This is a genomic window from Streptomyces sp. NPDC127106 (assembly GCF_042677605.1).
Taxonomy (GTDB): Bacteria; Actinomycetota; Actinomycetes; order Streptomycetales; family Streptomycetaceae; genus Streptomyces.
Genome location: NZ_JBHXTC010000001.1, coordinates 304,950 through 326,428, shown reverse-complemented (window position 1 = coordinate 326,428; position 21,479 = coordinate 304,950). Strand labels below are relative to the sequence as shown.

At 74.2% G+C, this 21,479-nt stretch carries 20 protein-coding genes; 14 read left to right on the top strand and 6 right to left on the bottom strand.

All coding sequences use genetic code 11. The features are described from left to right. Window positions 1-23 precede the first annotated feature (23 nt). From ACFVGY_RS01330 to ACFVGY_RS01315, 4 genes are all read left to right on the top strand, one after another. A complete protein-coding gene (locus ACFVGY_RS01330; RefSeq protein WP_385669089.1) occupies window positions 24-290 on the top strand; it encodes a GlsB/YeaQ/YmgE family stress response membrane protein in 267 nt (88 codons plus the stop codon). A gap of 385 nt (window positions 291-675) precedes the next feature. After that, entirely contained in the window at window positions 676-2,325 is a 1,650-nt protein-coding gene (locus tag ACFVGY_RS01325; protein ID WP_385669086.1) for a peptide-N4-asparagine amidase, read from the top strand. A 27-nt stretch (window positions 2,326-2,352) separates the two neighbouring features. Then, window positions 2,353-4,092, top strand: coding sequence for a serine/threonine-protein kinase (locus ACFVGY_RS01320; RefSeq protein ID WP_385669083.1), 1,740 nt, complete (start codon window positions 2,353-2,355; stop codon window positions 4,090-4,092). 70 nt (window positions 4,093-4,162) lie between these two features. Further along, entirely contained in the window at window positions 4,163-5,101 is a 939-nt protein-coding gene (locus ACFVGY_RS01315) for a phytoene/squalene synthase family protein (protein WP_385669080.1), read from the top strand. Here ACFVGY_RS01315 and ACFVGY_RS01310 read toward each other — a convergent pair. Continuing rightward, complete coding sequence (locus ACFVGY_RS01310) at window positions 5,085-5,849, bottom strand: transglycosylase SLT domain-containing protein (protein WP_385669077.1); 765 nt, start codon at window positions 5,847-5,849, stop codon at window positions 5,085-5,087. The genes ACFVGY_RS01315 and ACFVGY_RS01310 overlap by 17 nt on opposite strands. 402 nt (window positions 5,850-6,251) lie before the next feature. After that, on the bottom strand, window positions 6,252-7,172 hold the full coding sequence (locus tag ACFVGY_RS01305; protein WP_385669074.1) for a dihydrodipicolinate synthase family protein: 921 nt from the start codon (window positions 7,170-7,172) through the stop codon (window positions 6,252-6,254). Between the two features lie 71 nt (window positions 7,173-7,243). On the opposite strand from ACFVGY_RS01305, the gene ACFVGY_RS01300 reads away from it, so the two are divergent. The 8 genes from ACFVGY_RS01300 (at window position 7,244) to ACFVGY_RS01265 (ending at window position 14,977) form a co-directional block, all read left to right on the top strand. Then, the gene (locus ACFVGY_RS01300) at window positions 7,244-8,197 is read left to right on the top strand and encodes a LysR family transcriptional regulator (RefSeq protein ID WP_385669071.1); all 954 of its coding nucleotides are present in this window, start codon (window positions 7,244-7,246) and stop codon (window positions 8,195-8,197) included. Between the two features lie 73 nt (window positions 8,198-8,270). Then, window positions 8,271-9,356 carry an S-(hydroxymethyl)mycothiol dehydrogenase gene (locus tag ACFVGY_RS01295; RefSeq protein WP_385669068.1) on the top strand — a complete coding sequence of 362 codons (1,086 nt, stop codon included), beginning with the start codon at window positions 8,271-8,273 and terminating at the stop codon, window positions 9,354-9,356. 110 nt (window positions 9,357-9,466) lie between these two features. Further along, a complete protein-coding gene (locus ACFVGY_RS01290; RefSeq protein WP_385669065.1) occupies window positions 9,467-10,228 on the top strand; it encodes a PIG-L deacetylase family protein in 762 nt (253 codons plus the stop codon). 105 nt (window positions 10,229-10,333) lie between these two features. Continuing rightward, window positions 10,334-11,311, top strand: a complete 978-nt coding sequence (locus ACFVGY_RS01285) for an NADPH:quinone oxidoreductase family protein (RefSeq protein ID WP_385669062.1) — start codon at window positions 10,334-10,336, stop codon at window positions 11,309-11,311. Next, window positions 11,308-12,495, top strand: a complete 1,188-nt coding sequence (locus ACFVGY_RS01280; protein ID WP_385669059.1) for an acyl-CoA dehydrogenase family protein — start codon at window positions 11,308-11,310, stop codon at window positions 12,493-12,495. The genes ACFVGY_RS01285 and ACFVGY_RS01280 overlap by 4 nt, the downstream gene beginning before the upstream one ends. Continuing rightward, the gene (locus ACFVGY_RS01275; protein WP_385669056.1) at window positions 12,492-13,625 is read left to right on the top strand and encodes an acyl-CoA dehydrogenase family protein; all 1,134 of its coding nucleotides are present in this window, start codon (window positions 12,492-12,494) and stop codon (window positions 13,623-13,625) included. The genes ACFVGY_RS01280 and ACFVGY_RS01275 overlap by 4 nt, the downstream gene beginning before the upstream one ends. A gap of 91 nt (window positions 13,626-13,716) precedes the next feature. Further along, window positions 13,717-14,088 carry a tyrosinase family oxidase copper chaperone gene (locus ACFVGY_RS01270; RefSeq protein WP_385669053.1) on the top strand — a complete coding sequence of 124 codons (372 nt, stop codon included), beginning with the start codon at window positions 13,717-13,719 and terminating at the stop codon, window positions 14,086-14,088. 25 nt (window positions 14,089-14,113) lie between these two features. Continuing rightward, window positions 14,114-14,977: a tyrosinase family protein gene (locus ACFVGY_RS01265; RefSeq protein WP_385669050.1), complete on the top strand. Its 864-nt coding sequence runs from the start codon at window positions 14,114-14,116 to the stop codon at window positions 14,975-14,977. 95 nt (window positions 14,978-15,072) lie between these two features. Here ACFVGY_RS01265 and ACFVGY_RS01260 read toward each other — a convergent pair whose 3' ends face one another. Continuing rightward, entirely contained in the window at window positions 15,073-15,378 is a 306-nt protein-coding gene (locus ACFVGY_RS01260) for a chaplin (RefSeq protein ID WP_385669047.1), read from the bottom strand. A 78-nt stretch (window positions 15,379-15,456) separates the two neighbouring features. Then, on the bottom strand, window positions 15,457-15,813 hold the full coding sequence (locus ACFVGY_RS01255; protein ID WP_385669044.1) for a hypothetical protein: 357 nt from the start codon (window positions 15,811-15,813) through the stop codon (window positions 15,457-15,459). A gap of 140 nt (window positions 15,814-15,953) precedes the next feature. On the opposite strand from ACFVGY_RS01255, the gene ACFVGY_RS01250 reads away from it, so the two are divergent. Next, entirely contained in the window at window positions 15,954-17,429 is a 1,476-nt protein-coding gene (locus ACFVGY_RS01250; RefSeq protein WP_385669041.1) for a carboxylesterase/lipase family protein, read from the top strand. Here the strand turns inward: ACFVGY_RS01250 and ACFVGY_RS01245 are convergent. Both ACFVGY_RS01245 and ACFVGY_RS01240 read right to left on the bottom strand, forming a co-directional pair. After that, complete coding sequence (locus tag ACFVGY_RS01245) at window positions 17,407-18,627, bottom strand: alpha/beta hydrolase (RefSeq protein ID WP_385669039.1); 1,221 nt, start codon at window positions 18,625-18,627, stop codon at window positions 17,407-17,409. The two genes, ACFVGY_RS01250 and ACFVGY_RS01245, sit on opposite strands and share 23 nt — an antisense overlap. 434 nt (window positions 18,628-19,061) lie before the next feature. Further along, window positions 19,062-19,748, bottom strand: coding sequence for a GNAT family N-acetyltransferase (locus ACFVGY_RS01240; protein WP_385669036.1), 687 nt, complete (start codon window positions 19,746-19,748; stop codon window positions 19,062-19,064). A 441-nt stretch (window positions 19,749-20,189) separates the two neighbouring features. Between ACFVGY_RS01240 and ACFVGY_RS01235 the strand changes: the two genes are divergently transcribed. Further along, window positions 20,190-21,479 carry an MFS transporter gene (locus ACFVGY_RS01235; protein ID WP_385669033.1) on the top strand — a complete coding sequence of 430 codons (1,290 nt, stop codon included), beginning with the start codon at window positions 20,190-20,192 and terminating at the stop codon, window positions 21,477-21,479.

Sequence of the window (21,479 nt, the reverse complement as noted above, 5' to 3'; positions counted from 1 at the left end):
CGGGAGAGCGGAGTGAACGCGGCATGGGGATCGTCAGCTGGATCGTCCTGGGGCTGCTCGCCGGCGCCATCGCCAAGCTCCTGCTGCCGGGCCGCGACCCCGGGGGTCTGATCGGCACCACGCTCATCGGCATCGCCGGCGCCTTCATCGGCGGCTGGCTCTCCGCGAAGTTCCTGGACAAGTCGATCGCCAACGAGTTCTACGACCCCGCCACCTGGGGTTCCGCGATCGCCGGCTCCCTGGTGCTGCTCATCGGCTACCGGATCCTCTTCGGCCACTCCCGCGACTGACCGGGCGGTCCGACCGCCGCCTCGGCCGGACCGTCCCGCCGAGGGCACATGAGGGCGGCGTCCATGACCGGACAGCCCCTGCACGTGCCCCTCGCCGACCTGCGCGCCTCCTTCGACGTGCTGCCGCGCCACCTCGAACGGACCGCCGCGGCCGACGGCTCCGTGCCCGTGCAGCACGACCACGTCTGGGCGGTCCCGCCGGACCGTCTCTTCGACCTCACCGAGGTGCCCGACGAGCTGACGACCGGGCAGCTGTCCGACTCCTGGCAGCAGTTGCGGAACCTGCTCGCCGCCCCTCTCCCGCCCCCGGGCGGGGGCGCGATCCGGCCACGGTCCGGGTGGCGGGCCTGGCGGCGGGGATGCGGGCGGGATTCACTGCGGGGCCATGACACGACACCGGATCACCGGCCTGCTCGGCGCGCTCGCGCTCGCCGCGGCCGCCCTGGCCGCCGCGGGCCCGGCGCACGCCGCCGGGCCCCCGCCCGCCCCGCCGGCCGCCACCGCCGCGGACGAGCCGCCCGCCGAGTTCGGCACCGACTGGCACGACCCGCTCACCGCAGCCCCGCCGATCGAGCGCCCCGCGACCCGGTCCTGCGAACTGACCCTCGCCGAGGCCCAGTTCCGCGACTTCACCCCGTACACCGGCACCTACACCCCGCCCGCCGGCTGCGGCACCGGACCCTGGGCCAAGGTGGTCCTCCGCCTCGACGGCAAGGTCAAGGGCCGCCAGTACGACCGCCTCGGCCACCTCTCCGTCGGCGGCGTCGAGATCCTGCGCACCTCCACCCCCGAGCCCTCGCCCGACGGCATCACCTGGTCCGTGGAGAAGGACGTCACCCGCTACCGCGACACCCTCAGCCGGCCCCAGCCCGTCGAGATGCTGATCGGCAACGTCGTCAACGACACCTACACCGGCGTCATCGACGTCAAGGTCACCCTCACCTTCTACGCCGTCGGGCGGCACACCGCCGCTCCCGACACCCCCGACCGGGTGCTCCCGCTGACCAGCCCCGCCGTCACCACCCCGCGCAACACCGAGCGGATCCTCGCCGAGGTGTACGCGACCGGCTCCGGCGGCGGCTGCGAGGAGTACTGGTACATGACCACCCCGGACGCCGCCCCGTACTCCTGCAAGGCCTCCGCAGGCCCCTACCGCGAGGTCCGCATCTCCGTCGACGGCCGGCTCGCCGGCATCGCCGCGCCCTTCCCGAACGTGTGGACCGGCGGCTGGTCCAACCCCTTCCTCTGGTACGTGGTGCCCGCGCCGCGCGCCTTCGACGTCCGGCCGGTCGTCTACGACCTGACCCCGTTCGCCGCGCTCCTCAACGACGGCCGCGAGCACCGCATCGAGGTGTCCGTCGCCGGCGTTCCGGCCGGGCAGACCGGCTGGAGCACCCCGGCGAACCTGCTGCTCTGGCAGGACGAGGGCCGGGCCGTCGTCACCGGCTCCCTGACCCGGTACGAGGAGGGCGAACCGGCCAACTCCAGCCGCTTCACGCCCGCCACGGCCGGCACCCCGCACCGCCTCGACACCGAGGGCGGGCACCGCCTGACCGTCTCCGGGCGGCTCGACACCTCCCACGGCCGGGTCACCACCACCGTCACCCGCACCGTCCGCAACACCTCCGTGCACCGCTGGACGGACGGCGAGAACCAGGACGCCCTGACGGGCACCTGGACCGACGAGGAGAGCGTCACCCGCGGCCCCGTCACCACCCGCACCGCACGCACGTACACGATGGACGGGGAGACCACCCTCGGCGCCGGGGACCGGCTGCGCACCGTCATCACGCTGGGCGACCGGGCCGAGACGGCGACCCTGCGCGGCGGCCGGACCGTGGACCGCACCCGCCTCGACGACACGTACACGGGCGACGCGAGCTACACGGCGAACGTGCCGCGCGAGCAGCGGCACGCGGTCGGCACCAGCACCGAGCGCTACCGGCTGTACGGGGCCGAAGCGCCGCGCGGATGTTACGACCGCACCGTCTCCACCGTGCAGGGCGTGCTGACGGAGGACCGGCGACGCTGTTGACGGCGGGGCCGCCTACCATTTCCCGCCATGGACAGAAGTGAGGCCGGCAGACAGCTGGTCGACGGCCGATTCGAACTGGTGGCGCCGCTCGGCGCCGGTGGCATGGGCACGGTGTGGCGCGCCCGCGACATCGCCCTGCACCGCGATGTCGCCCTGAAGGAGGTGCGCCCCCCGGACCCGGCGACGGCCGAGGCCACGCCCGGCCTCACGGTCCAGTTGCGGGAACGCGCGGTGCGCGAGGCCCGGGCCCTGGCCCGCCTCGCGCACCCGAACGTGGTGACCATCCACCACATCGTCGAGCCCCCGGCCGGCACGGACGGGCACCCCTGGATCGTCATGGAGCTGGTCAAGGGCGGATCCCTGCACGACCGGCTGGAGTCGGGGCCGATGCCGGTCGCCGACGTGATCGGGATCGGCCTCGACGTGCTGTCGGCGCTGCGCGCCGCGCACGCCGAAGGGGTGCTGCACCGCGACGTGAAGCCGGCCAACGTGCTGCTGCGGGCCGACGGCTCGGCCGTCCTCACCGACTTCGGCATCGCGGCCCTGCACGGCTCGACCGCCCTCACCTCCACCGGTGTGCTCATCGGCTCGCCGGAGTACATCGCGCCCGAGCGGGCGCGCGGCGAGGAGGGGCTCCCGGCCTCCGACCTGTGGTCGCTCGGCATGCTGCTGTACGTGGCGGCGGAGGGCACGCACCCGATGCGCCGCGCCACCAGCCTGGCCACCGTCGTCGCCGTGCTGGAGGACCCGATCCCGGCCCCCGTGCGGTCCGGCCCGCTGGGGCCCGTACTGGAACAACTGCTCGTACGGGACCTGGCCGTGCGGCCCGACGCGGCCCGGCTGGAACAGCTGCTCCGGGACGCGAGCGCTGCTCTCGGCGGGGCTTCGGCCACCCCGCGGACACCCCCGGCGGGCCTCGGCCAGTACGGCCCGCCGAGCACCCAGCTCTCCGCGCCGCAACCGGCGGCGGCCCCGGTGCCGCCCGGCGGGACGCCCCCCGCCGGCCCGTACGCGCCGCCGCCGTTCACCCCCGGCGGCGGATCCCCGTACGCGTCCACCGCGCCCGTCCCCGCGCCGGGCCCCACTGCGCGCCGCCGGCCGGCCCTAATCGGCGGCCTCCTCGCGGTGGCCCTGGCCGGCGGCGCGATCGCCCTCGTCAACGGGTTCCCCGGTGGCACGTCCGAAGACGGCGCCAAGGGCGCCAAGGGCGCTGGCGGCTCGGGCGGCTCCGGCGGCTCCAGCGCCTCCGCGCCCGCCACCCCGGCCGCGACCGGCGGCGCCAGGTCGGCCGCGCCCAGCGGCAAGGGCGGCCCCGCCGCTCCCAAGGGGAGCCTGCTCACCCCCGCCAACGTCCGCACCGCGATCGAGGCGTTCAAGCAGAAGACGGGCACCACCACCTTCGCGGAGATGACCGTCTACGAGGAGTACGTCATCGCCTCGATCCCCACCGGCCCCGGCGCCAAGACCTACGACCGCTGGGACTACCGCGACGGCGAGGCCAAGCGCAGCGGACCCGGCGGCACCCTCAAGCCGGACGAGCCGCCGATCGACATGAGCACCGTCAACTGGGACGCGCTGCCCGGCCTGCTCGACACGGCCAACCAGGAGCTCGGCGTCGCCAACCCGACCTCGCGCTACGTCATCATCGATCCCTGGCTCTTCGACGGGAGCCCCTCCATGCGGCCCTACCTCAGCGACGAGTACGGCCAGGGTGGGTACATCCACGCCGACACCCAGGGCAAGGTGAAGAAGGTCTACCGCCTCTGAGATCGTGTACCCGTACGCACGTCGCACGCACGTGCGTACGGTCCGACACGGTTCGAGGAGCACGACCACCATGCCCACCTGGCGCACGACCCTCACGGCGGCCGGCATACGCGACCCCCGGCTGCGCGAGGACTACACCCGCGTCGCCCGCCGGGTCCTGCGCCGGGAACCGGCCCCGTACCTGACGCTGCGCCTGCTCGCCGCGCCCGCACTGGTGCCGTGGATGACCGCCGGGGTCGGCTTCATGAACCTGGTCGACGACGTGGCCGAGACCGGCACCCCGCAGCAGCGCCGCGACGGCCTGGCCGCACTGGCCGACCGGGTCGACACGGCGCTGCGCACCGGCGACAGCCCCGACCCGCTGCTGCGCGCCTACGCGCACGCGGTGGTCTCGCGCGGGCTGCCCGCGCACTGGATCACCCGGTTCCTGGACGGTGCGGCCACCGCCGAGGCCGGCTTCGACGGCTTCGGCACCGAGGAGGACTTCCAGGCCTACCTCGACGCCTACGCCTGGCCGGGCCTGATGGCCTTCACCGGCCTGCAGTACCAGGGCGGCCCCGACGGGGAACGGGCGGCCGGCTGGCGGCGGTTCGTGGACGCCGCCCAGCGCGTCGACTTCCTCGCCGACCTCGCCGGGGACCTCGCCGACGGCCGGCTCTGCCTGCCGCGCGCCCTCCTCGCCGAGCACTGCGTGACCCGGGCCGACCTCGAACAGGCCCGGGACACCCCGGCCGTACGCGCCCTCCTCGGCGCGGCGGCGCAGCGCGCCCGGACCGCCCTGGAAGCCACCGACGGCATCCTCGACGTCGTGGAGCCGGGGCTGCGGCCGGTGGTCGCCACCATGACCGAGCTGATGGGACACCAGCTCGCGGCGGTGGAGCGGGCCGGCGCGGGCGCCCTGCGCCGCGACGTCGGCTACGGCCTGGCGGCACCCCTGCGCACCCTGGCCCGCGCCCGCGCGTCCCGGGCGGCCGCCGCCCGGTCCGGGCCCGTCAGTACGGGCCGTTGACGTTGTCGATGGAGCCGTAGCGGGCGGCCGCGTAGTTGCAGGCGGCCGTGATGTTCGCGACCGGGTCGTACGAGTCGGTCGAGGTGCCGGGCACGTGGTAGGCCCGGAAGGTGGGGTCGATGACCTGGAGCAGGCCCTTGGAGGGAATGCCGGCCGCGGCGTTGGAGTCCCAGTTGTTGATGGCCCGCGGGTTTCCGGAGGACTCGCGCATCACATTGCGGTAAATGCCGTTGTAGGTGCCGGGGATTCCGTGCTTGGCCATGACGGCCAGGGACTCCCGGATCCACCCGTCGAGGTTGTTCGGGTAGGTGGTGGCCGGCTTGACCGCGGCCTTCGCCTTGGCCACGGCCGCCTTCGCCGCGGCGCCGAGGCTCAGCTTGGTGCCGGGGCGGATGACCGACGGGTTGCTGCCGATGACGCTGCGGTTGCTGTCGTACAGAGCCTGCCAGCCGCCGGTCACCGCGTGCTGGGCGGCGATCTTCGAGAGGGTGTCGCCGGCGGCCACGGAGTAGGTCGAGGGCGCGGCCGTCTTCGCCGCGGGAGCCTTGGCGGGCACGGTCGCAGGAGCCGCCGCGGGGAGCGCTGCCGTGGTCACGGCGGGGGATGCGACCGGCTGGCCGACGGCCGCGCCGGCCGTGGTCGCGCCGATCAGCGGGAGGGCCAGGGCCGCGCCGCCGGTGCCCGCGAAGGCCAGCTTGCGGGTGATCGGACGCTGCTTGGGGCGGCGGTGCTTGCCGTGTCCGGGCATGGCGGAATTCCTCACGTGCGGATGCGGGGGGATCCCTGGCGGCGGCCGGATTCGGCAGCTGCCCGCCGGGAACGACGTGACCGTAAGCGAGTCCTCGGGAACGGAACAAGGCTCGAAATCGCCCCGGTGATCGAATGGCCCCCGCAGGCCCCGAAAATGACCTTGGTGGACGCTTCGGGAAATGCCGGAATTCCTTTCCGGAAAAGGGAAAAGCGCCTTCCGGATAAATGATGTTGAGTCCGCCCGCGTGACCCATATCACGGGTTTCGGGCGCGGAGAGCAAAACGGACAACCCTCCCCTCTATGTGCCCGATTCGGGCATCCGGGCTGTTCTTTCCCAACCACCCACAGCGGGCGCATTCCGGCGCGCCCGCCATGGTCCGGGGCATTCCGCGACGTGCCTCAGACCCGCGCGGGCCGTTCCAGCCGTTCCAGGCGTTGCAGCCGCTCCAGCGCCTCCGCCACGGCCCCCGCGCTCGCCGGCAGCAGCGGCAGCCGCACGTCCGGGGTCGGGATCCGGCCCTGGGCGTGGAGCACCCCCTTGACCACCGCCGGATTGGGCTCGCCGAAGGCCGCCGCGGACAGCGCGGCCAGGGCGTGGCCCAGCGCCCGGGCCCGCAGCACGTCACCGGCCCGCCAGGCCGCCGCCAGCTCCGCGTACCGCGCCGTCGCCAGGTGCGCCGAGGCGAGGATCCCGCCCGCCGCTCCCAGCGCCAGCATCGGCGACAGGTACGCGTCGTCGCCCGCCAGCACCGTGAAGGAGTCGGGCAGGTCACCGAGCAGCGCGACCGTGTCCTGGTCGATGCCTCCCGCGGCGTACTTCACCCCGGCCACCCCCGGCAACTCCCCCAGCCGCCGCAGCGCCGCCGCGTCCAGGGGCTGCCCGGTGCGGTACGGGATGTGGTAGACGACCAGCGGGACGGGACTGGCCTGTGCCAGCCGCGCGAAGTGCGCCACCACCCCCTCCGCCCCGGGCCGGACGAACGGCGGCACGGTCACCAGTGCCGCCCGCACCTCCGGCCGGTCCGCGAGCCGGCGGAGCGCGGCCTCGGCGGCCCGGGTGCCGCTCGCCCCGGCGCCCACGGTCAGCACCGCCCCCCGCTCCCGGCAGACCCGGGCGCAGACATCGGTGACGAGCTCGCGCTCGGCCTCGTCCAGGGCGGCGGTCTCGGCGGTGGTCCCGAGGGCGACGATGCCGGTGGCGCCCTGGTCGAGCACCTGGTGCGCCAGCGCCTCCAGTGCCTCGGCGGCGACGTTCCCGGCATGTGCGAAGGGAGTGATCAGCGGTACGTGAATCCCGTGAAGGGCGGTGTCCTGTGCCATGCCGACGATCATCGGACGCCCCGACCGCCGAATCCAGTTCGCATTTCTTACCGGAGCCGTAAGCTGAGTTGATGCTCGACGTACGACGCCTGCGCCTGCTACGCGAACTCGCCCGCCGCGGCACCATCGCCGCCGTGGCCGACGCCCTCGCCTTCAGCCCTTCGGCGGTGTCCCAGCAACTCGCCGTCCTCGAACGCGAAGCCGGTCTCCCGCTGCTCGAACGCACCGGCCGCAGCGTGCAGCTCACCCCGGCCGGCCAGAACCTGGTCCGGCACGCCGAGGCCGTGCTGGAACGGCTGGAAGAGGCCGCGGCCGACCTCGCCGAGGCACGCAGCGGACCGGCCGGCGCCCTGCGCATCGGTGCCTTCCCCACCGCCACCCGGGCCATCGTCCCGGCGGCCCTGGTCGCCCTCGCCCGGCGCCATCCGGGGCTGGAGCCGATGGTGTCGGAGACCGATCCGGCAGCCGTGGCGCACGCCCTGCGCGCCGGCGACCTGGACGTGGCCCTGGTGCACGAGTACGACTTCGTCCCCGCGCCGCCGGAGCCCGGCCTGGCCACCGAACCCCTCTTCCGCGAGGCGATGTACCTGGCCGCGCCCGCAGACGCACCCGTACAGGTACCCGCACCCCGACCCGGCTCCGAGCCGGCGCCGGACCAGGGATCCGTCCTGCGGGCCCACGCCGAATCCCCCTGGATCACCGCCACCCCCGGCACCCTCTGCCACGCCATGACCGTACGGGCCTGCCAGGCGGCCGGGTTCACCCCGCGGGTGCGCCACCAGGTGGACGAGTTCGCCACCGTGCTCGCCCTCGTCGCGGCGGGCCAGGGCGTCGCCGTCGTACCGCAGCTCGGCATCCCGGAGCACGGCGCCCCGGCCGTGGCGCTCACCCGGCTGCTCATGGAGCGCCGTACCCGGGTGGCCTTCCGCAGCGGCGCCGCCGCCCACCCGGCGGTGGCCGCCTTCGGGGCGGCACTTCGCGCCGCCGTACCGCTGGAACTCGCCACCACGGAAGCGAAGGGGTGACACAACTCCCGCACCCCGCCCCGTCCGTGTACGTTCGTTGATCCAGACAGATCCGAGCAGAGCGGGGTATGACGTGACGCATCGCGTACGCGGGGTCATCGCACGGAGCAAGGGCGCACCGGTGGAAACGACGACGATCCTCGTACCTGACCCCGGGCCCGGCGAGGCGCTGGTCCGCGTCCAGGCCTGCGGGGTCTGCCACACCGACCTGCACTACCGCGAGGGCGGCATCAACGACGAGTTCCCCTTCCTCCTCGGCCACGAGGCCGCCGGCATCGTGGAGGCGGTCGGGCCGGACGTCACCTCGGTCGCGCCCGGCGACTTCGTCGTCCTCAACTGGCGTGCGGTGTGCGGCACCTGCCGGGCCTGCAAGCGAGGCCGCCCCTGGTACTGCTTCGCCACGCACAACGCCACCCAGCCCATGACGCTGGAGGACGGCACCCGGCTCTCCCCGGCGCTCGGCATCGGCGCCTTCGCCGAGAAGACCCTGGTCGCCGCCGGCCAGTGCACCAAGGTCGACCCGGCCGCCTCGCCGGCCGCGGCCGGCCTCCTCGGCTGCGGGGTCATGGCCGGTCTCGGCGCCGCCCTGAACACCGGCGGCGTCGGACGGGGCGACTCGGTCGCCGTCATCGGCTGCGGGGGAGTGGGCAACGCGGCCGTGGCGGGGGCCCGACTGGCCGGCGCGGGCCGCATCATCGCCGTCGACCTCGACGACCGGAAACTGGAGTGGGCCCGTGGGCTCGGCGCCACCCACACCGTCAACGGCCGCACCGAGGACGTGGTCAAGGCGATCCAGGAGCTCACCGGCGGGAACGGCGCCGACGTCGTCATCGAGGCGGTCGGCCGCCCCGAGACCTACCGGCAGGCCTTCTACGCCCGCGACCTGGCCGGCACCGTGGTCCTGGTCGGCGTCCCCACGCCCGAGATGAAGCTCGAACTCCCGCTGTTGGACGTCTTCGGCCGCGGCGGCGCCCTGAAGTCCTCCTGGTACGGGGACTGCCTGCCCGAGCGGGACTTCCCGCTGCTGGTCGACCTCTACCTGCAGGGCCGTCTCGACCTGGACGCTTTCGTCTCCGAGACCATCCCCCTCGACGGGATCGAGGACGCCTTCGCCCGGATGGAGCGCGGCGAGGTCCTCCGCTCGGTCGTCGTCCTCTAGCCCCGCGGTCCGCCCGGCGACGCGCCCCCGCCCGACCGCCGGCCGACATCGAGCGGGGTGGTCCTCGCACAGCCGCCCTTCGCGGTCATGTCTCGCCTATTGTGCGAGACATGACCGAACATCAGGATCAGCCCGCGCAGCTCGAACCCATGCCCACCGACTGGCAGCGCGCCCTCGCGGTGGTCGCCCACCCCGACGACCTGGAGTACGGCGGCGCCGCGGCGATCGCCGACTGGACGGACGGCGGGCGCGAGGTGATCTACCTGCTGGCCACCCGCGGCGAGGCCGGCATCGACACCATCCCCCCGGAGGAGTGCGCCCCGCTGCGCGAGGCCGAGCAGCGGGCCAGCGCCGCGGTCGTCGGGGTCTCCACCGTGGAGTTCCTCGACCACCGCGACGGCGTCCTCGAGTACGGCCTCGACCTGCGCCGGGACATCGCGGCCGCCATCCGGCGGCACAAGCCCGAACTGCTCGTCACCCTCAACCACCGAGACACCTGGGGCGGACAGCACGGCGGGTTCTGGAACACCCCCGACCACAAGGCCGTCGGCCGGGCCGTGCTGGACGCGGCTGCCGACGCCGGCAACCGGTGGATCTTCCCCGAGCTCCTGACCGAGCAGGGCCTCGAACCGTGGAACGGGGTGCGCTGGATCGCGGTCGCGGGTTCCCCGACGCCGACGCACGCGGCGGACGCCACCGCCGGACTGGAGCGCTCCATCCAGTCGCTGATGGCACACAAGACGTACATAGAGGTCCTCACCGACCAGGACCCGCACGAGTACTGCCGGAACTTCCTGACCGGGTTCGCCGAGCAGGCCGCCGCCCGCTTCGGGGGTCGCCCGGCCGTGACCTTCGAACTGTTCTCGCGCTGACCCGCCCGTCCGGGCCCCAGCCCCGTCGTACCGTTCCCAAGAGGGCAAGCGACCGCTTAGTATGCGCGCGGAGCGTGGTTCCCCGACGGCGGCTGGAGGCCCCGGATGCAGGCATGGCGAGTTCACACCACCGGCGAACCCCGCGAGGCCATGCGCCTCGAAGAGGTTCCCGAACCCGTGCCCGGCGAGGGCGAGGTACGGCTGCGCGTCCTCGCCGCGAACGTCAACTTCCCCGACGCGCTCCTCGTCCGCGGCCAGTACCAGATCCGCCCGCCGCTGCCCTTCACCCCCGGCGTCGAGGTCTGCGGCGAGACCGAGGACGGCCGCCGCGTCATCGCCAACCCCAGCCTGCCGCACGGCGGCTTCGCCGAGTACGTCACCGCCCCCGCCCGCGCCCTGCTGCCCGCCCCCGAGGCCCTCGACGACGCCGAGGCCGCCGCCCTGCACATCGGGTACCAGACCGGCTGGTTCGGCCTGCACCGCCGGGCCCGCCTCCAGGTGGGCGAGACCCTGCTCGTGCACGCCGCCGCCGGCGGCGTCGGCAGCGCCGCCGTCCAGCTCGGCAAGGCCGCCGGAGCCACCGTCATCGGCGTCGTCGGCGGCGGGGCCAAGGCGCGCACCGCCGAGGAGCTCGGCTGCGACCTCGTCGTCGACCGCACCGCCGAGGACATCGTCGCCCGGGTCAAGGAGTTCACCGGCGGCCGCGGCGCCGACGTCGTCTACGACCCCGTCGGCGGCGAGGCCTACGCCGCCTCCGCCAAGTGCGTGGCCTTCGAGGGCCGGATCGTCGTCGTCGGCTTCGCCGGCGGCACGGTTCCCGCCCCCGCCCTGAACCACGCCCTGGTCAAGAACTACTCCATCCTCGGACTGCACTGGGGGCTGTACGCCGCCAAGGACCCGGCCGCGGTCCTCGCCTGCCACACCGAACTCACCAGGCTCGCCGCCGAAGGCGCCGTCACCCCCCTGATCAGCGAACGGGTCCCGCTCGCCGGAGCCGCCGACGCCGTGCAGCGCCTCGCCGACGGCACCACCACCGGCCGGCTGGTCGTCGTACCGGGGCAGGACGGAGGTGCCCGACGGTGACCACCGCCGAGGAACTCGCCCGGCGGGTCCGGGACCTGCTCGCCGCGCACCCGCCCGCCACCACCGACCGCACCGCCTTCCTGCGGGCCCGCTTCGACGCCGGCCTCGCCTGGATCCACTACCCCGAGGGACTCGGCGGGCTCGGCGCGCCCCGCTCCCTCCAGGCCGCCGTCGACGCCGCGCTGGAGGACGCCGGAGCCCCCGACAACGACCCGCGCCGCATCGGCATCGGCCTCGGCATGGCCGCCCCGACGATCCTGGCGTACGGCACCGAGGAGCAGAAGCAGCGCTTCCTGCGCCCGCTGTGGGTCGGCGAGGAGGTCTGGTGCCAGCTCTTCAGCGAGCCCGGCGCCGGATCCGACCTCGCCGCACTCGGCACCCGGGCCGTCCTCGACGAGGCCGCGGGAGAGTGGGTGGTGGACGGCCAGAAGGTGTGGACCTCCAGCGCCCACACCGCCCGCTGGGCCATCCTGATCGCCCGCACCGACCCGGCGCTGCCCAAGCACCGGGGCACCACCTACTTCCTGTGCGACATGCACGCACCCGGCGTCGAGGTCCGGCCGCTGCGCCAGATCACCGGGGAGGCCGAGTTCAACGAGGTGTTCCTCACCGGCGTCCGCATCCCCGACTCCCACCGGCTCGGCGCCGTGGGCCAGGGCTGGGAAGTGGCCCGCACCACCCTGATGAACGAGCGGGTCTCCATCGGCGGCATGCGGATCCCGCGCGAGGGCGGCATGATCGCCCCCGTCGCCGCCGCCTGGCGCGAGCGGCCGGGGCTGCGCACCCACGCCCTGCACCAGCGCCTGCTCCAGCTGTGGGTCGAGGCCGAGGTCGCCCGGCTCACCGGCGAGCGGCTGCGCCAGCAACTGGCCGCCGGGCAGCCCGGCCCCGAGGGCTCCGGCATGAAGTACACCTTCGCCCGGCTCAACCAGGAGATCAGCGGCCTGGAGGTGGAACTCCTCGGCGAGGACGGCCTGCTGTACGAGGACTGGACGATGCGCCGGCCCGAGACCGTCGACTTCACCGGCCGTGACGCCGGCTACCGCTACCTGCGCGCCAAGGGCAACAGCATCGAGGGCGGCACCAGCGAGATCCTCCTGAACATCATCGCCGAACGCGTCCTCGGCCTGCCCGCCGAGCCGCGCGACGACAAGGACCTCCCCTGGAAGGACCTCTCCCGATGACGACCTTCCCCATGACGCCCTTCCCCGCGGCCGGGCTCGACCTGCTCTACTCCGACACCGAAGACGCCCTCCGCGCCGCCGTACGGGCCCTGATCGCCGACCGCTGCACCCCCGCCGACCTGCTGGCCCGCATCGAGACCGGCCGCCCCCACGACCCCGCCCTGTGGCACACCCTCGCCGCGGAGATCGGCACGGCCGGGCTGCTCGTCCCCGAGAAGCTTGGCGGTCAGGGCGCCGGCCACCGCGAGGCCGCCGTCGTCCTGGAGGAGCTCGGCCGCGCCGTGGCCCCGGCCCCGTACCTGACCAGCGCGGTCCTCGCGACGGAGGTGCTGCTGGGTTGCGACCCGGCCGAGGCGCTGCCGCTGCTGCGCGAACTGGCCGCCGGCCGGCGGGTCTGCGTACCGGCACTGCCGCTGACCCTCGCCCCGGGAGCGCCCCTGCCGGCCCCCGTACGGGACGCCGGGGGCGGGATCCTGACCGGGCGGGCCACGACGGTGGCGGACGCGGCCGCCGCCGACGTGCTGCTGGTCCTCGCGGACACCGGGCTGTACGCGGTCGAGGCGGCCGCCGTCTCGCTGGAACTGCAGGTCCCGCTGGACCTGACCCGACCGCCGGCCCACGTCGTCCTGGACCGGGCGCCCGGGACCCGGCTCGCCGACCCGGGCACGGCCCGCGCGGCCGTGGCCGGGGCGCTGCTGTCGGGGGCGGGCCTGCTCGCCTCCGAGCAGGTCGGGATCGCCGAGTGGTGTCTGACGCAGACCGTGGCCCACCTGAAGAGCCGGCACCAGTTCAACCGGCCCCTCGGCTCCTTCCAGGCCCTCAAGCACCGCCTCGCCCGGCTCTGGCTGGACGTCGCCTCCGCCCGCGCGGCGGCCCGGGCGGCCGCCGACGCGCTCGCCACCGCCTCCCCGGACGCGCCGCTCACCGTGGCCGTCGCCCAGGCCCACTGCTCCGGCGTCGCGGTACGGGCCGCCGAGGAGTGCGTCCAACTGCACGGCGGCATCGGGATGACGTGGGAACACCCGGCCCACCTCTACCTCAAGCGGGCCAAGGCCGACGCACTGGCCCTCGGTACGGCCGGCCACCACCACGGTCTGGTCGCGGACTTCACCGAACTCCCCGCCCCGTAGCCCGCCGGTCTTCCGGGCCCACCCAGGTGACCTCCCCCGCCGCGCCGCGTTAGACCCCGTAGCGCGAACCACCGAGCGAGGGAGAGAACGTATGCACGCCGCATCCGCCTGGGCACGACCGACCCGCCGCGCGGTCCTGCGGACGGCCTTCACCGCGGCGGTGCTCGCCGGCACCGCCGCGGCCCTGGCCCCCGTCCTGCGCGCCCGCCGGCCCCGGCAGACCCTCACCCCCGCCCCGCTGGCCGAGGAGACGGAGACGTACCGCGGCCGGCACATCGCGGTGACCGAGGCCGGGGTCAGCATCGACGGCCGCCCCCTGCACGTGATGCGCCGCGCCGACGGCAGCTACCTCAGCGGGATCAACCACTTCCAGTCCTTCGCGACCCCGTGGGAGCTCGCCCGCGCGGCCGTCGACGAACTCGGGACCACGCAGCTGGCCCTCGCCGCCCCGCAGCACGGCTGACCCACGGATCGGGAGGAACCCCGCGGTGTACATCCGGCAGAACCAGCGGAACCTGACCAGCGCCCAGAAGAAGCGGTTCACGGCCGCCGTCTTGGAGCTCAAGCGCACCGGCGCGTACGACGCGCTGGTGCGCACCCACGACAAGTACTTCGTCCCCGACCGGGACACCAAACTACGGGTGGGGCACATGTCCCCCTCGTTCTTCCCGTGGCACCGGCGCTACCTGCTGGAGTTCGAGCAGCTGCTCCGCGACGTCGACCCGGGTGTGAGCATCCCGTACTGGGACTGGACCACCGACAACAGCCCGGCCTCCTCGCTGTGGGCCGAGGACTTCCTCGGCGGCACCGGCCGGGAGGCCGACCGGCAGGTCACGACCGGCCCGTTCGCCCACGGGCAGGGCAACTGGGAGATCACAGTCGGCTTCTCGGAGGCCCGCTTCCTCACCCGCAACCTGGGCCGGCCGCAGAACCCCATCACCCTGCCCACCCGGGCCGAGCTGCAGTGGGCGCTCGACGACCCGGTGTACGACACCTCGCCCTGGAACTCCACCGCGCGCGACGGCGGGTTCCGCAACAAGCTGGAGGGGTGGGCCGCTCCGAAGAGCGAGCGCTGGCGCAACCACAACAAGGTCCACCAGTGGATCGGCGGCCACATGACCGGTGGCGCGGCCCCCAACGACCCGGCCTTCTGGCTGCACCACGCGTTCGTCGACCTGCTCTGGGACCGCTGGCAGCAGCAGCATCCCGACTCCGGGTACCTGCCCGCCGCCCCCCTGGAGCGGGGCGACCTCCAGCGTGGCCGGGTGATCTCCCTGGACGAGCGGATGCCGCCGTGGAACACCACCCCGCGCGAGATGCTCGGCCACCGGGGCCTCTACCGCTACGAGTGATCCGCTGCCGACGACCCGCGCAGCGGGCGGGCACGGGGAAGGGCCCCCGCCTGCGGCGGGGGCCCTAGCCGGCGATCAGCCGGGGCGGTGGCCGGTCAGCCGCCGTAGCCCTCGGTGTGCTCCTCGGTGTGGTGCTTGTCCTCGTGGTGCTTCGCTTCGCCCGACGCGTTGATGCAGGTGTTGCCGAACGCGGGGTTCAGCAGGGCGATCACGTTGATGGTGTTGCCGCACAGGTTGATCGGGACGTGCACCGGAACCTGGACGACGTTGCCCGACAGGACGCCGGGCGAGCCGATCGCCGCAGCGGACGCTCCGGCATCGGCGACGGCCAGGCCCGCACCGGCGGCCAGGACGCTACCGGTGGCAGCGGTGATGGCGACTGCCTTCGCGATACGCGACATCAAGAACTCCTCCTGAGATGGGCGCCGCACGGATCTGCGGCATTTGACATGGCATACAACGCGGCGGCCGCCCGGGGGTCACGGCCGCTGGGCCTTCGTGGTGATCTCGAACCGGACGGACGCGAACCGCGGGGTGATCTGGCCGCCCGCACCGGGACGGAGCACCCCGACCGCCTTGCCCGTGCAGCCCGGCTCCGCATAGAGCGTCGCCGTGGCGGGGGTGTCGTTGACCACCCCGCGGGCGCCGCCGCCCCGGGCCTCCCGGCAGCCCTGGGGCGTACGGATCCGGTCGATGCGGTCGCGCTCGTTGACGTACTGGAAGTCGCCGGGGCCCGCCTGGGCGGTGCCGGCGGCCGCGAGGAGGAGCAGGGGGACCGCGCCGGCCAGGGCGAGGGAGCGGACCCGGGGCGCACGGGGGATGCGTGTGGAAGGCATGCCGGTCCAACCCGGGCACCCCCGGACCGGGCACGCCCCGTCACCCGTGGGGCGCCTGTGCGAAACGCGCGCGGTGGTTTGCCGGCACACTGGAAGACCGCGCCGGACGTGCCGGCTGCAACGGTTCCACGGAGGACGCGATGAGCGCAGCGGGCGGCGGCCGACCCCGGGCGAAGACCCGGAACGGCGTGGTCGAGGGTCGGACCGGACCCGCCGGGACCGCCGTCTTCCGCGGCATCCCGTACGCCGCCCCGCCCGTCGGCCCCCTGCGGTTCGCCGCCCCCGAACCCCCGGCCGCCTGGGAGGGCGTCCGCGACGCCGGGGCGTACGGGCCCACCGCTCCCAAGGTGCCCTACCCGCCGCGGTTCGCCGCCCTGCTGTCCGACCCGGACATCCCCGGGGACGACTGCCTCAACCTCAACGTCTGGACCCCGGACCCGGACCCCGCGGCGCGCCTGCCGGTGATGGTGTGGCTCCACGGCGGGGCGCTCACCCGCGGCTCCTCCGCCGTCCCCGTCTACGAAGGCTCCGCCTTCGCCCGCGACGGGGTGGTCCTCGTCTCGGCCAACTACCGCCTGGGGGTCCTCGGGTACGGGCTGTTCCCGGACGCTCCCGCCAACCGCGGCCTGCTCGACCAGATCGCCGCCCTCACCTGGGTGCAGCAGAACATCGAGGCCTTCGGTGGGGACCCCGGCCGGGTCACGGTGTTCGGCGAGTCCGCCGGTGCGATCAGCGTCGGCGCCCTGCTCGCCGCCCCGCGCGCCGCCGGGCTGTTCGCACAGGCCGCCCTGCAGAGCGGCGCCCCCGAGGCGCTGCCGCGCGAGCGGGTACGGGCCATGGTCCGGCGGATGGCCGCCCTGTTGAAGGTGCCCGCGACCGCCGCGGCCTTCGCCGCGGTCCCGCTACCGGACCTGCTCGCCGCCCAGGGCGCCGCCGCGCGCCGCTCCAGCCCCCTCGCCGCCGGGCCCACCTTCGGACTCGTCACCGACCCCGGCACGCTGCCCGGCGACCCGCTGCGGGAGGCCGCCGCCCGGGCCGCCGACGTGCCGCTGCTGCTCGGCTGGACGAGCGAGGAGTACCGGCTCTGGCTCGCCCCCACCGGCGCCTTGCGGCTGTTGGACCGGCTCGGCCCGCTCGCCGTGGCGTTGGCCCGGGCCCGCAGCGGCAAGGACCGTGCCGCGGTGCAGGCCCTGCGTGAGGCGCTGCCCGGGGCGAGCCCGGCCGAGATCGCGGGCCAGCTGCTCACGGACCGGCTGCTGCGGGACCCGCTGCGCCGGCTCGCCGGGGCGCGCGCCGCGGACCCGTCGGCGGCCCCGAGCTTCCTGTACGAGTTCGCCTGGCCGTCCGGCATCCCGGGGCTGGGCGCCTGCCACGCCCTGGAGCTGGGTTTCGTCTTCGACACCCTCGCCGTGCCGGAGGGACAGCACCTGGCCGGCCCGGGCGCCCCGCAGGAGCTCGCCGACCGGATGCACGCGGCCTGGGTGCGCTTCGCCGTGTCCGGCAGCCCCGGCTGGGCGGCCTGGGACGGCGGCGGCCCGCCGATGGTGTTCGGCGGGCCGCGGAGCGAGGAGACGGAGGAGTTCGTGCCGGCGGTTATTCCACCGGGCCTTCCATGACCTTGCTGATGAACTGGATCGGGCCCTCGCCCATGCCGGGCACGTAGGTCTTGGCGTTGTGCTGGCCGTTCGGGATGACCCTCATGCTGGTGTGGACGGGGCCCTTGCCGTAGGTCGCGATCCACTTCTGCACGTCGGGCAGGGTCTTCTTGTTGTTCTCGTTGTCGCCGACCTGGAAGGCGAGGTAGACCTCCGGGCCCTTCTTGTCGATCAGGGCCTTCGCCAGAGTGCCCGGGTCGTTCTCGGCCTTCTCCTTGTCGTGGCCCTTCCACAGCGGGGAGTCGGGCACCACGTCCGGGCCGGAGCAGATGGCGGCCTTGAACTTGTCCGGGTGCTTGAGCACGGACTTCAGGCTCGCGAAGCCACCGGTGGAGGAGCCCATGAAGGCCCAGCCGTCACGCGACTTGATGGTGCGGAAGTTCGCCTTCATCAGGTCCGGCACGTCCTCCGTCAGCCAGGTGCCCATCTTGGGCTGGTCGGGGATGTCGGAGCCGTCCCAGTAGATGCCCTTCTCGTCACCGGACGGGTTGAGGACCGGCATGGCCAGCAGGAACGGCTTGCTCTTGCCCTCGGCGTACCACTTGCTGATGCTGGTCTGGAGGCCCAGGTCCGTGCCCATCCAGTAGTTGCTGGGGTAGCCGGCGCCGCCCGGCAGGGCGATCAGGACCGGGAAGCCGCTCTTGGCGAACTTCGGGTCGTTGTACTCCTTGGGCGCCCACACCCAGACCTTGCCCTTGAAGCCGGACTTCTTGCCGTCCAGCACGGTGACGGCCACGTGGGTGCCGTCGTTCAGGGTCATCGAGTTCTTGAACTCGGCCGCCGGGCCGGTCGGCATCAGCGCCTTGGAGTTCGGGTTCTGCTTGACCTCGGTCCCGCCCTTGCCGCCCGCGGCGGGCTTCCCGAAGGAGACGTCCTTGCCCTTGTCGGTGAACGGGGGTATCTCGAAGTGCCACATCACGCCGGCGGCTATGCCGGCCAGGGCGAGGAAGGACACGCCCACCATCAGCCAGCGGCGGCCGCGCCGCGGCCGCCGGGTCTCCTCGGGTCCCTGCTCCTCGTGGTGCGGCTGCGGGGGCCCGTAGGGGGGCTGGTGCTGCCGGGGTGCGTACGGCTGTGCGTACGAGGTGCCGTAGGGCTGCTGACGGTACTGCCCTTCCGACCGGTACGGCTGGTGCTGTCCGTCGGGTGAGTACGACATGTGCGGTTGCTCTCCGGCTGGTGCTGCCCCATCGGGGGGTCGGTCTCTTCCGTTCGAAGGATGAGCCTACGTGTTCCCCGGTTCCGTTTTTTTCCAGCTCTTGGGTTGCTCTGGGGGCGTTCGTTGCCGAAGGCCTGACGGATCGACGGAGCTCAGGGCCCCGCCCCGGCCGGGGTGCTCGCAGGGCCGTACGCCCCCGGCGACCGATGCTGCCGATCCGATCCGCTTCCGCTTCCGCTTCCGGCTCCGCTTCCGTCGCCGGACGGCAGCGGCCCCCGCCCCGGACCCCGCCCCGGCGGATGCCGGGCAGAGGTCGGGGCGGGGGCCGGGTGCGGCTGCGGGCGCCCGCGTGCGCCCGTATGCGGTCAGGTGAGGTCGGGTGTGATCGGGTGCGGTCCGCGCATGACCGGTGCGCGGAACCGCGTGCAGGACCGTTACGCCGGAACGAGGGTCTTGCGCCGGCGCTTGCGCGGGGCCCGGGCCGAGAGCCTCAGCTCGATGATCGACCGGACGGCCGGCCACTCCTCGTCGAGGATCGAGTAGAAGGCGGTGCTCCGCACGACTCCGTCCAGCCCCCGCGAATGGGCCCGGCGCACCCCCTCCGGGGTGAACCCGAGGCGCTCCATCGCGGCGCGCGAGCGAACGTTGCGGGCGTCCGCGCGCAGCGAGATCCGTCGCACGCCCCAGGTCTCGAACGCATGGCGCAGCATGAGCAGCTTCGCCTCCGTGTTGATCCCGGTGCCCTGGGCACTCGGGGACAGCCAGGTGTTCCCGATCTCGGCGGCATCCGGGATCGCCGCCAGCGGATCACCGAAGGGGACGCCGGGCACGGCCGGCCACACCAGGGGCCCCTGCCAGTAGTCCAGTTCCAGGAACCGGGTGGAACCGACAACCAGGCCGTCCGCGGCTCTCACCACGGCGAACGGGAGCGACCGGCCCGCCGCCTGATCGGCGAGGGCGCGTTCGATGTACTCGTGGGACGCCTGCACCCCGTGGGGTACGGGGGTGAAGGCGTAGGTCGTACGATCCTCGGCCCCGGCCATGGCCAAGGCCTCGGCGTGGTGCGGGGCGAGGGGCTCCAGCCGCACGGTGCGGCCGGCGAGGAGTACGGGTACGGGCACGGAGCCTTCGGTCCTTCTGGGCGGTGGGGTGGTTGTACAGTCTGCGCGCCTGACGTCACCCCCCGCGCAAAACGTGGGTGAAAGGCAACGAGATGTCAGGTGAACGCGAGTGGCTCAATGTAGCCCGATTACGGGCTCGCATGAACCCCCAAAATGGCAACGGCACGGCCATGTTTTTCGACGGCCCCCCGGACGGCCGCCCCGAAGATCGCCGTACACCGGTTTTATCACCTCTGACCTGCGACGATGCGCGCGGACCGAGGCGCCGCCGGACACCCGTCCGACGCGGCCCGGGCGGCAGACGTCAACCGGACGTTGCCGGACATCCTGCCGGGCCTGCCGGAAGCGGGCCGAGGGGGGCGCGACGCGCGTGAAATGGCCCGGGAGAACGCTGCCGGAGTGGACCACTCGCATGGGCCACTCCACTGGTGGAATGAACGGGTGACGACACGGATACTCCCCGCGCCCGGATCACCCCGCCGGCTCGCCGCCGCACAGCTGGCCAACTCCGTCGGTGACGGCGCCTACTACGTCTGTTCGGCCCTCTATTTCACCGGTGTGGTCGGCCTCTCACCCGCCCAGATCGGCCTCGGACTCACCCTCGCCTGGGCCGTCGGCTCGGTCGCCGGGATCCCGCTGGGGGCACTCGCCGACCGGCGCGGCCCGCGCGGCACCTCCGTGGTGCTGGCGCTGGCCACCGCCGCCTGCGTCGCCTCCTTCCTGTTCGTCCGCTCGTACGGGGCCTTCCTCGCCGCCGTCACCGGCTACGCCATCGCCCAGTGCGGGCTCGCCGCGGCCCGGCAGGCCCTGCTCGCCGGCCTCGTGCCCGGGCAGGAGCGCACGGGCGTGCTGGCCCACCTCCAGGCCGTGCTCAATGCCGGGCTGGCGCTGGGCGCGGCGCTGGGCGGCCTCGCCCTCGGCATCGGCACGGAGCGGGCCTACCTGGCGGCGCTCGCCCTCGACGCGGTGAGCTTCCTCGTCTGCGCCGCCGTCCTGCTCCGGCTGCCCCGGGTGGCCCCCGCGCCCGGGCGGGCCGCGGGGGAGCCGCGGCTGGAGGTGCTCCGGGACCGGCCCTACGCGCTCGTGACCCTGTTGAACGCGGTCCTGCTGCTGCGGATGCCGCTGCTCAGCCTCGGGATCCCGCTGTGGATCGCGGAGCGCACCACCGCCCCCGGCTGGCTCGTCTCGGCCCTGTTCGTCCTCAACACGGTGGCCGTCATGCTGTTCCAGGTGCGGATCGCGCGGCCCGTGACCGACCTGGACGGCGCACGGCGGGCGGTACGGGTGTCCGGCCTGGTCATGGCCGCCTCCTGCGCGGTGTTCGCCCTCTCGGCGCTGCCCGGGGCCGGCTGGGCCGCCGCTGCGCTGCTCGTCGCGGGCGCCGTGCTCCAGGCCGACGGGGAGATGCGGCAGTCCGCCGGGTCCTGGCAGGTCGGCTTCTCGCTCGCCCCGGCCGAGCGGATCGGCCAGTACCAGGGGTTCTTCGGGACGGGCGTGCCGATCGCCCGGACCCTGGGCCCCACGGTGCTGACCTCCCTGCTCCTGCTGTGGGGCATTCCCGGCTGGCTGCTGCTCGGCGCGGTGCTGCTCGCCGCCTCGTACGCCATGGGCCCGGCGGTCCGGTGGGCCCAGGCCGGCCGGCGCGGCTCCGGGCCCGCGCGGCACGGCGTACCGGCGGGGGAGCCCGTGCGGCAGGGGGCGGGGTCCGTCGGGGACGCGCCCGCCGCCTGA

Coding starts and splice junctions, on each gene's coding strand:
- ACFVGY_RS01330 (WP_385669089.1), top strand. CDS start 24: ATGGGGATCGTCAGCTGGATCGTCCTGGGGCTGCTCGCCGGCGCCATC.
- ACFVGY_RS01325 (WP_385669086.1), top strand. CDS start 676: ATGACACGACACCGGATCACCGGCCTGCTCGGCGCGCTCGCGCTCGCC.
- ACFVGY_RS01320 (WP_385669083.1), top strand. CDS start 2,353: ATGGACAGAAGTGAGGCCGGCAGACAGCTGGTCGACGGCCGATTCGAA.
- ACFVGY_RS01315 (WP_385669080.1), top strand. CDS start 4,163: ATGCCCACCTGGCGCACGACCCTCACGGCGGCCGGCATACGCGACCCC.
- ACFVGY_RS01310 (WP_385669077.1), bottom strand. CDS start 5,849: ATGCCCGGACACGGCAAGCACCGCCGCCCCAAGCAGCGTCCGATCACC.
- ACFVGY_RS01305 (WP_385669074.1), bottom strand. CDS start 7,172: ATGGCACAGGACACCGCCCTTCACGGGATTCACGTACCGCTGATCACT.
- ACFVGY_RS01300 (WP_385669071.1), top strand. CDS start 7,244: ATGCTCGACGTACGACGCCTGCGCCTGCTACGCGAACTCGCCCGCCGC.
- ACFVGY_RS01290 (WP_385669065.1), top strand. CDS start 9,467: ATGACCGAACATCAGGATCAGCCCGCGCAGCTCGAACCCATGCCCACC.
- ACFVGY_RS01285 (WP_385669062.1), top strand. CDS start 10,334: ATGCAGGCATGGCGAGTTCACACCACCGGCGAACCCCGCGAGGCCATG.
- ACFVGY_RS01275 (WP_385669056.1), top strand. CDS start 12,492: ATGACGACCTTCCCCATGACGCCCTTCCCCGCGGCCGGGCTCGACCTG.
- ACFVGY_RS01270 (WP_385669053.1), top strand. CDS start 13,717: ATGCACGCCGCATCCGCCTGGGCACGACCGACCCGCCGCGCGGTCCTG.
- ACFVGY_RS01260 (WP_385669047.1), bottom strand. CDS start 15,378: ATGTCGCGTATCGCGAAGGCAGTCGCCATCACCGCTGCCACCGGTAGC.
- ACFVGY_RS01255 (WP_385669044.1), bottom strand. CDS start 15,813: ATGCCTTCCACACGCATCCCCCGTGCGCCCCGGGTCCGCTCCCTCGCC.
- ACFVGY_RS01250 (WP_385669041.1), top strand. CDS start 15,954: ATGAGCGCAGCGGGCGGCGGCCGACCCCGGGCGAAGACCCGGAACGGC.
- ACFVGY_RS01245 (WP_385669039.1), bottom strand. CDS start 18,627: ATGTCGTACTCACCCGACGGACAGCACCAGCCGTACCGGTCGGAAGGG.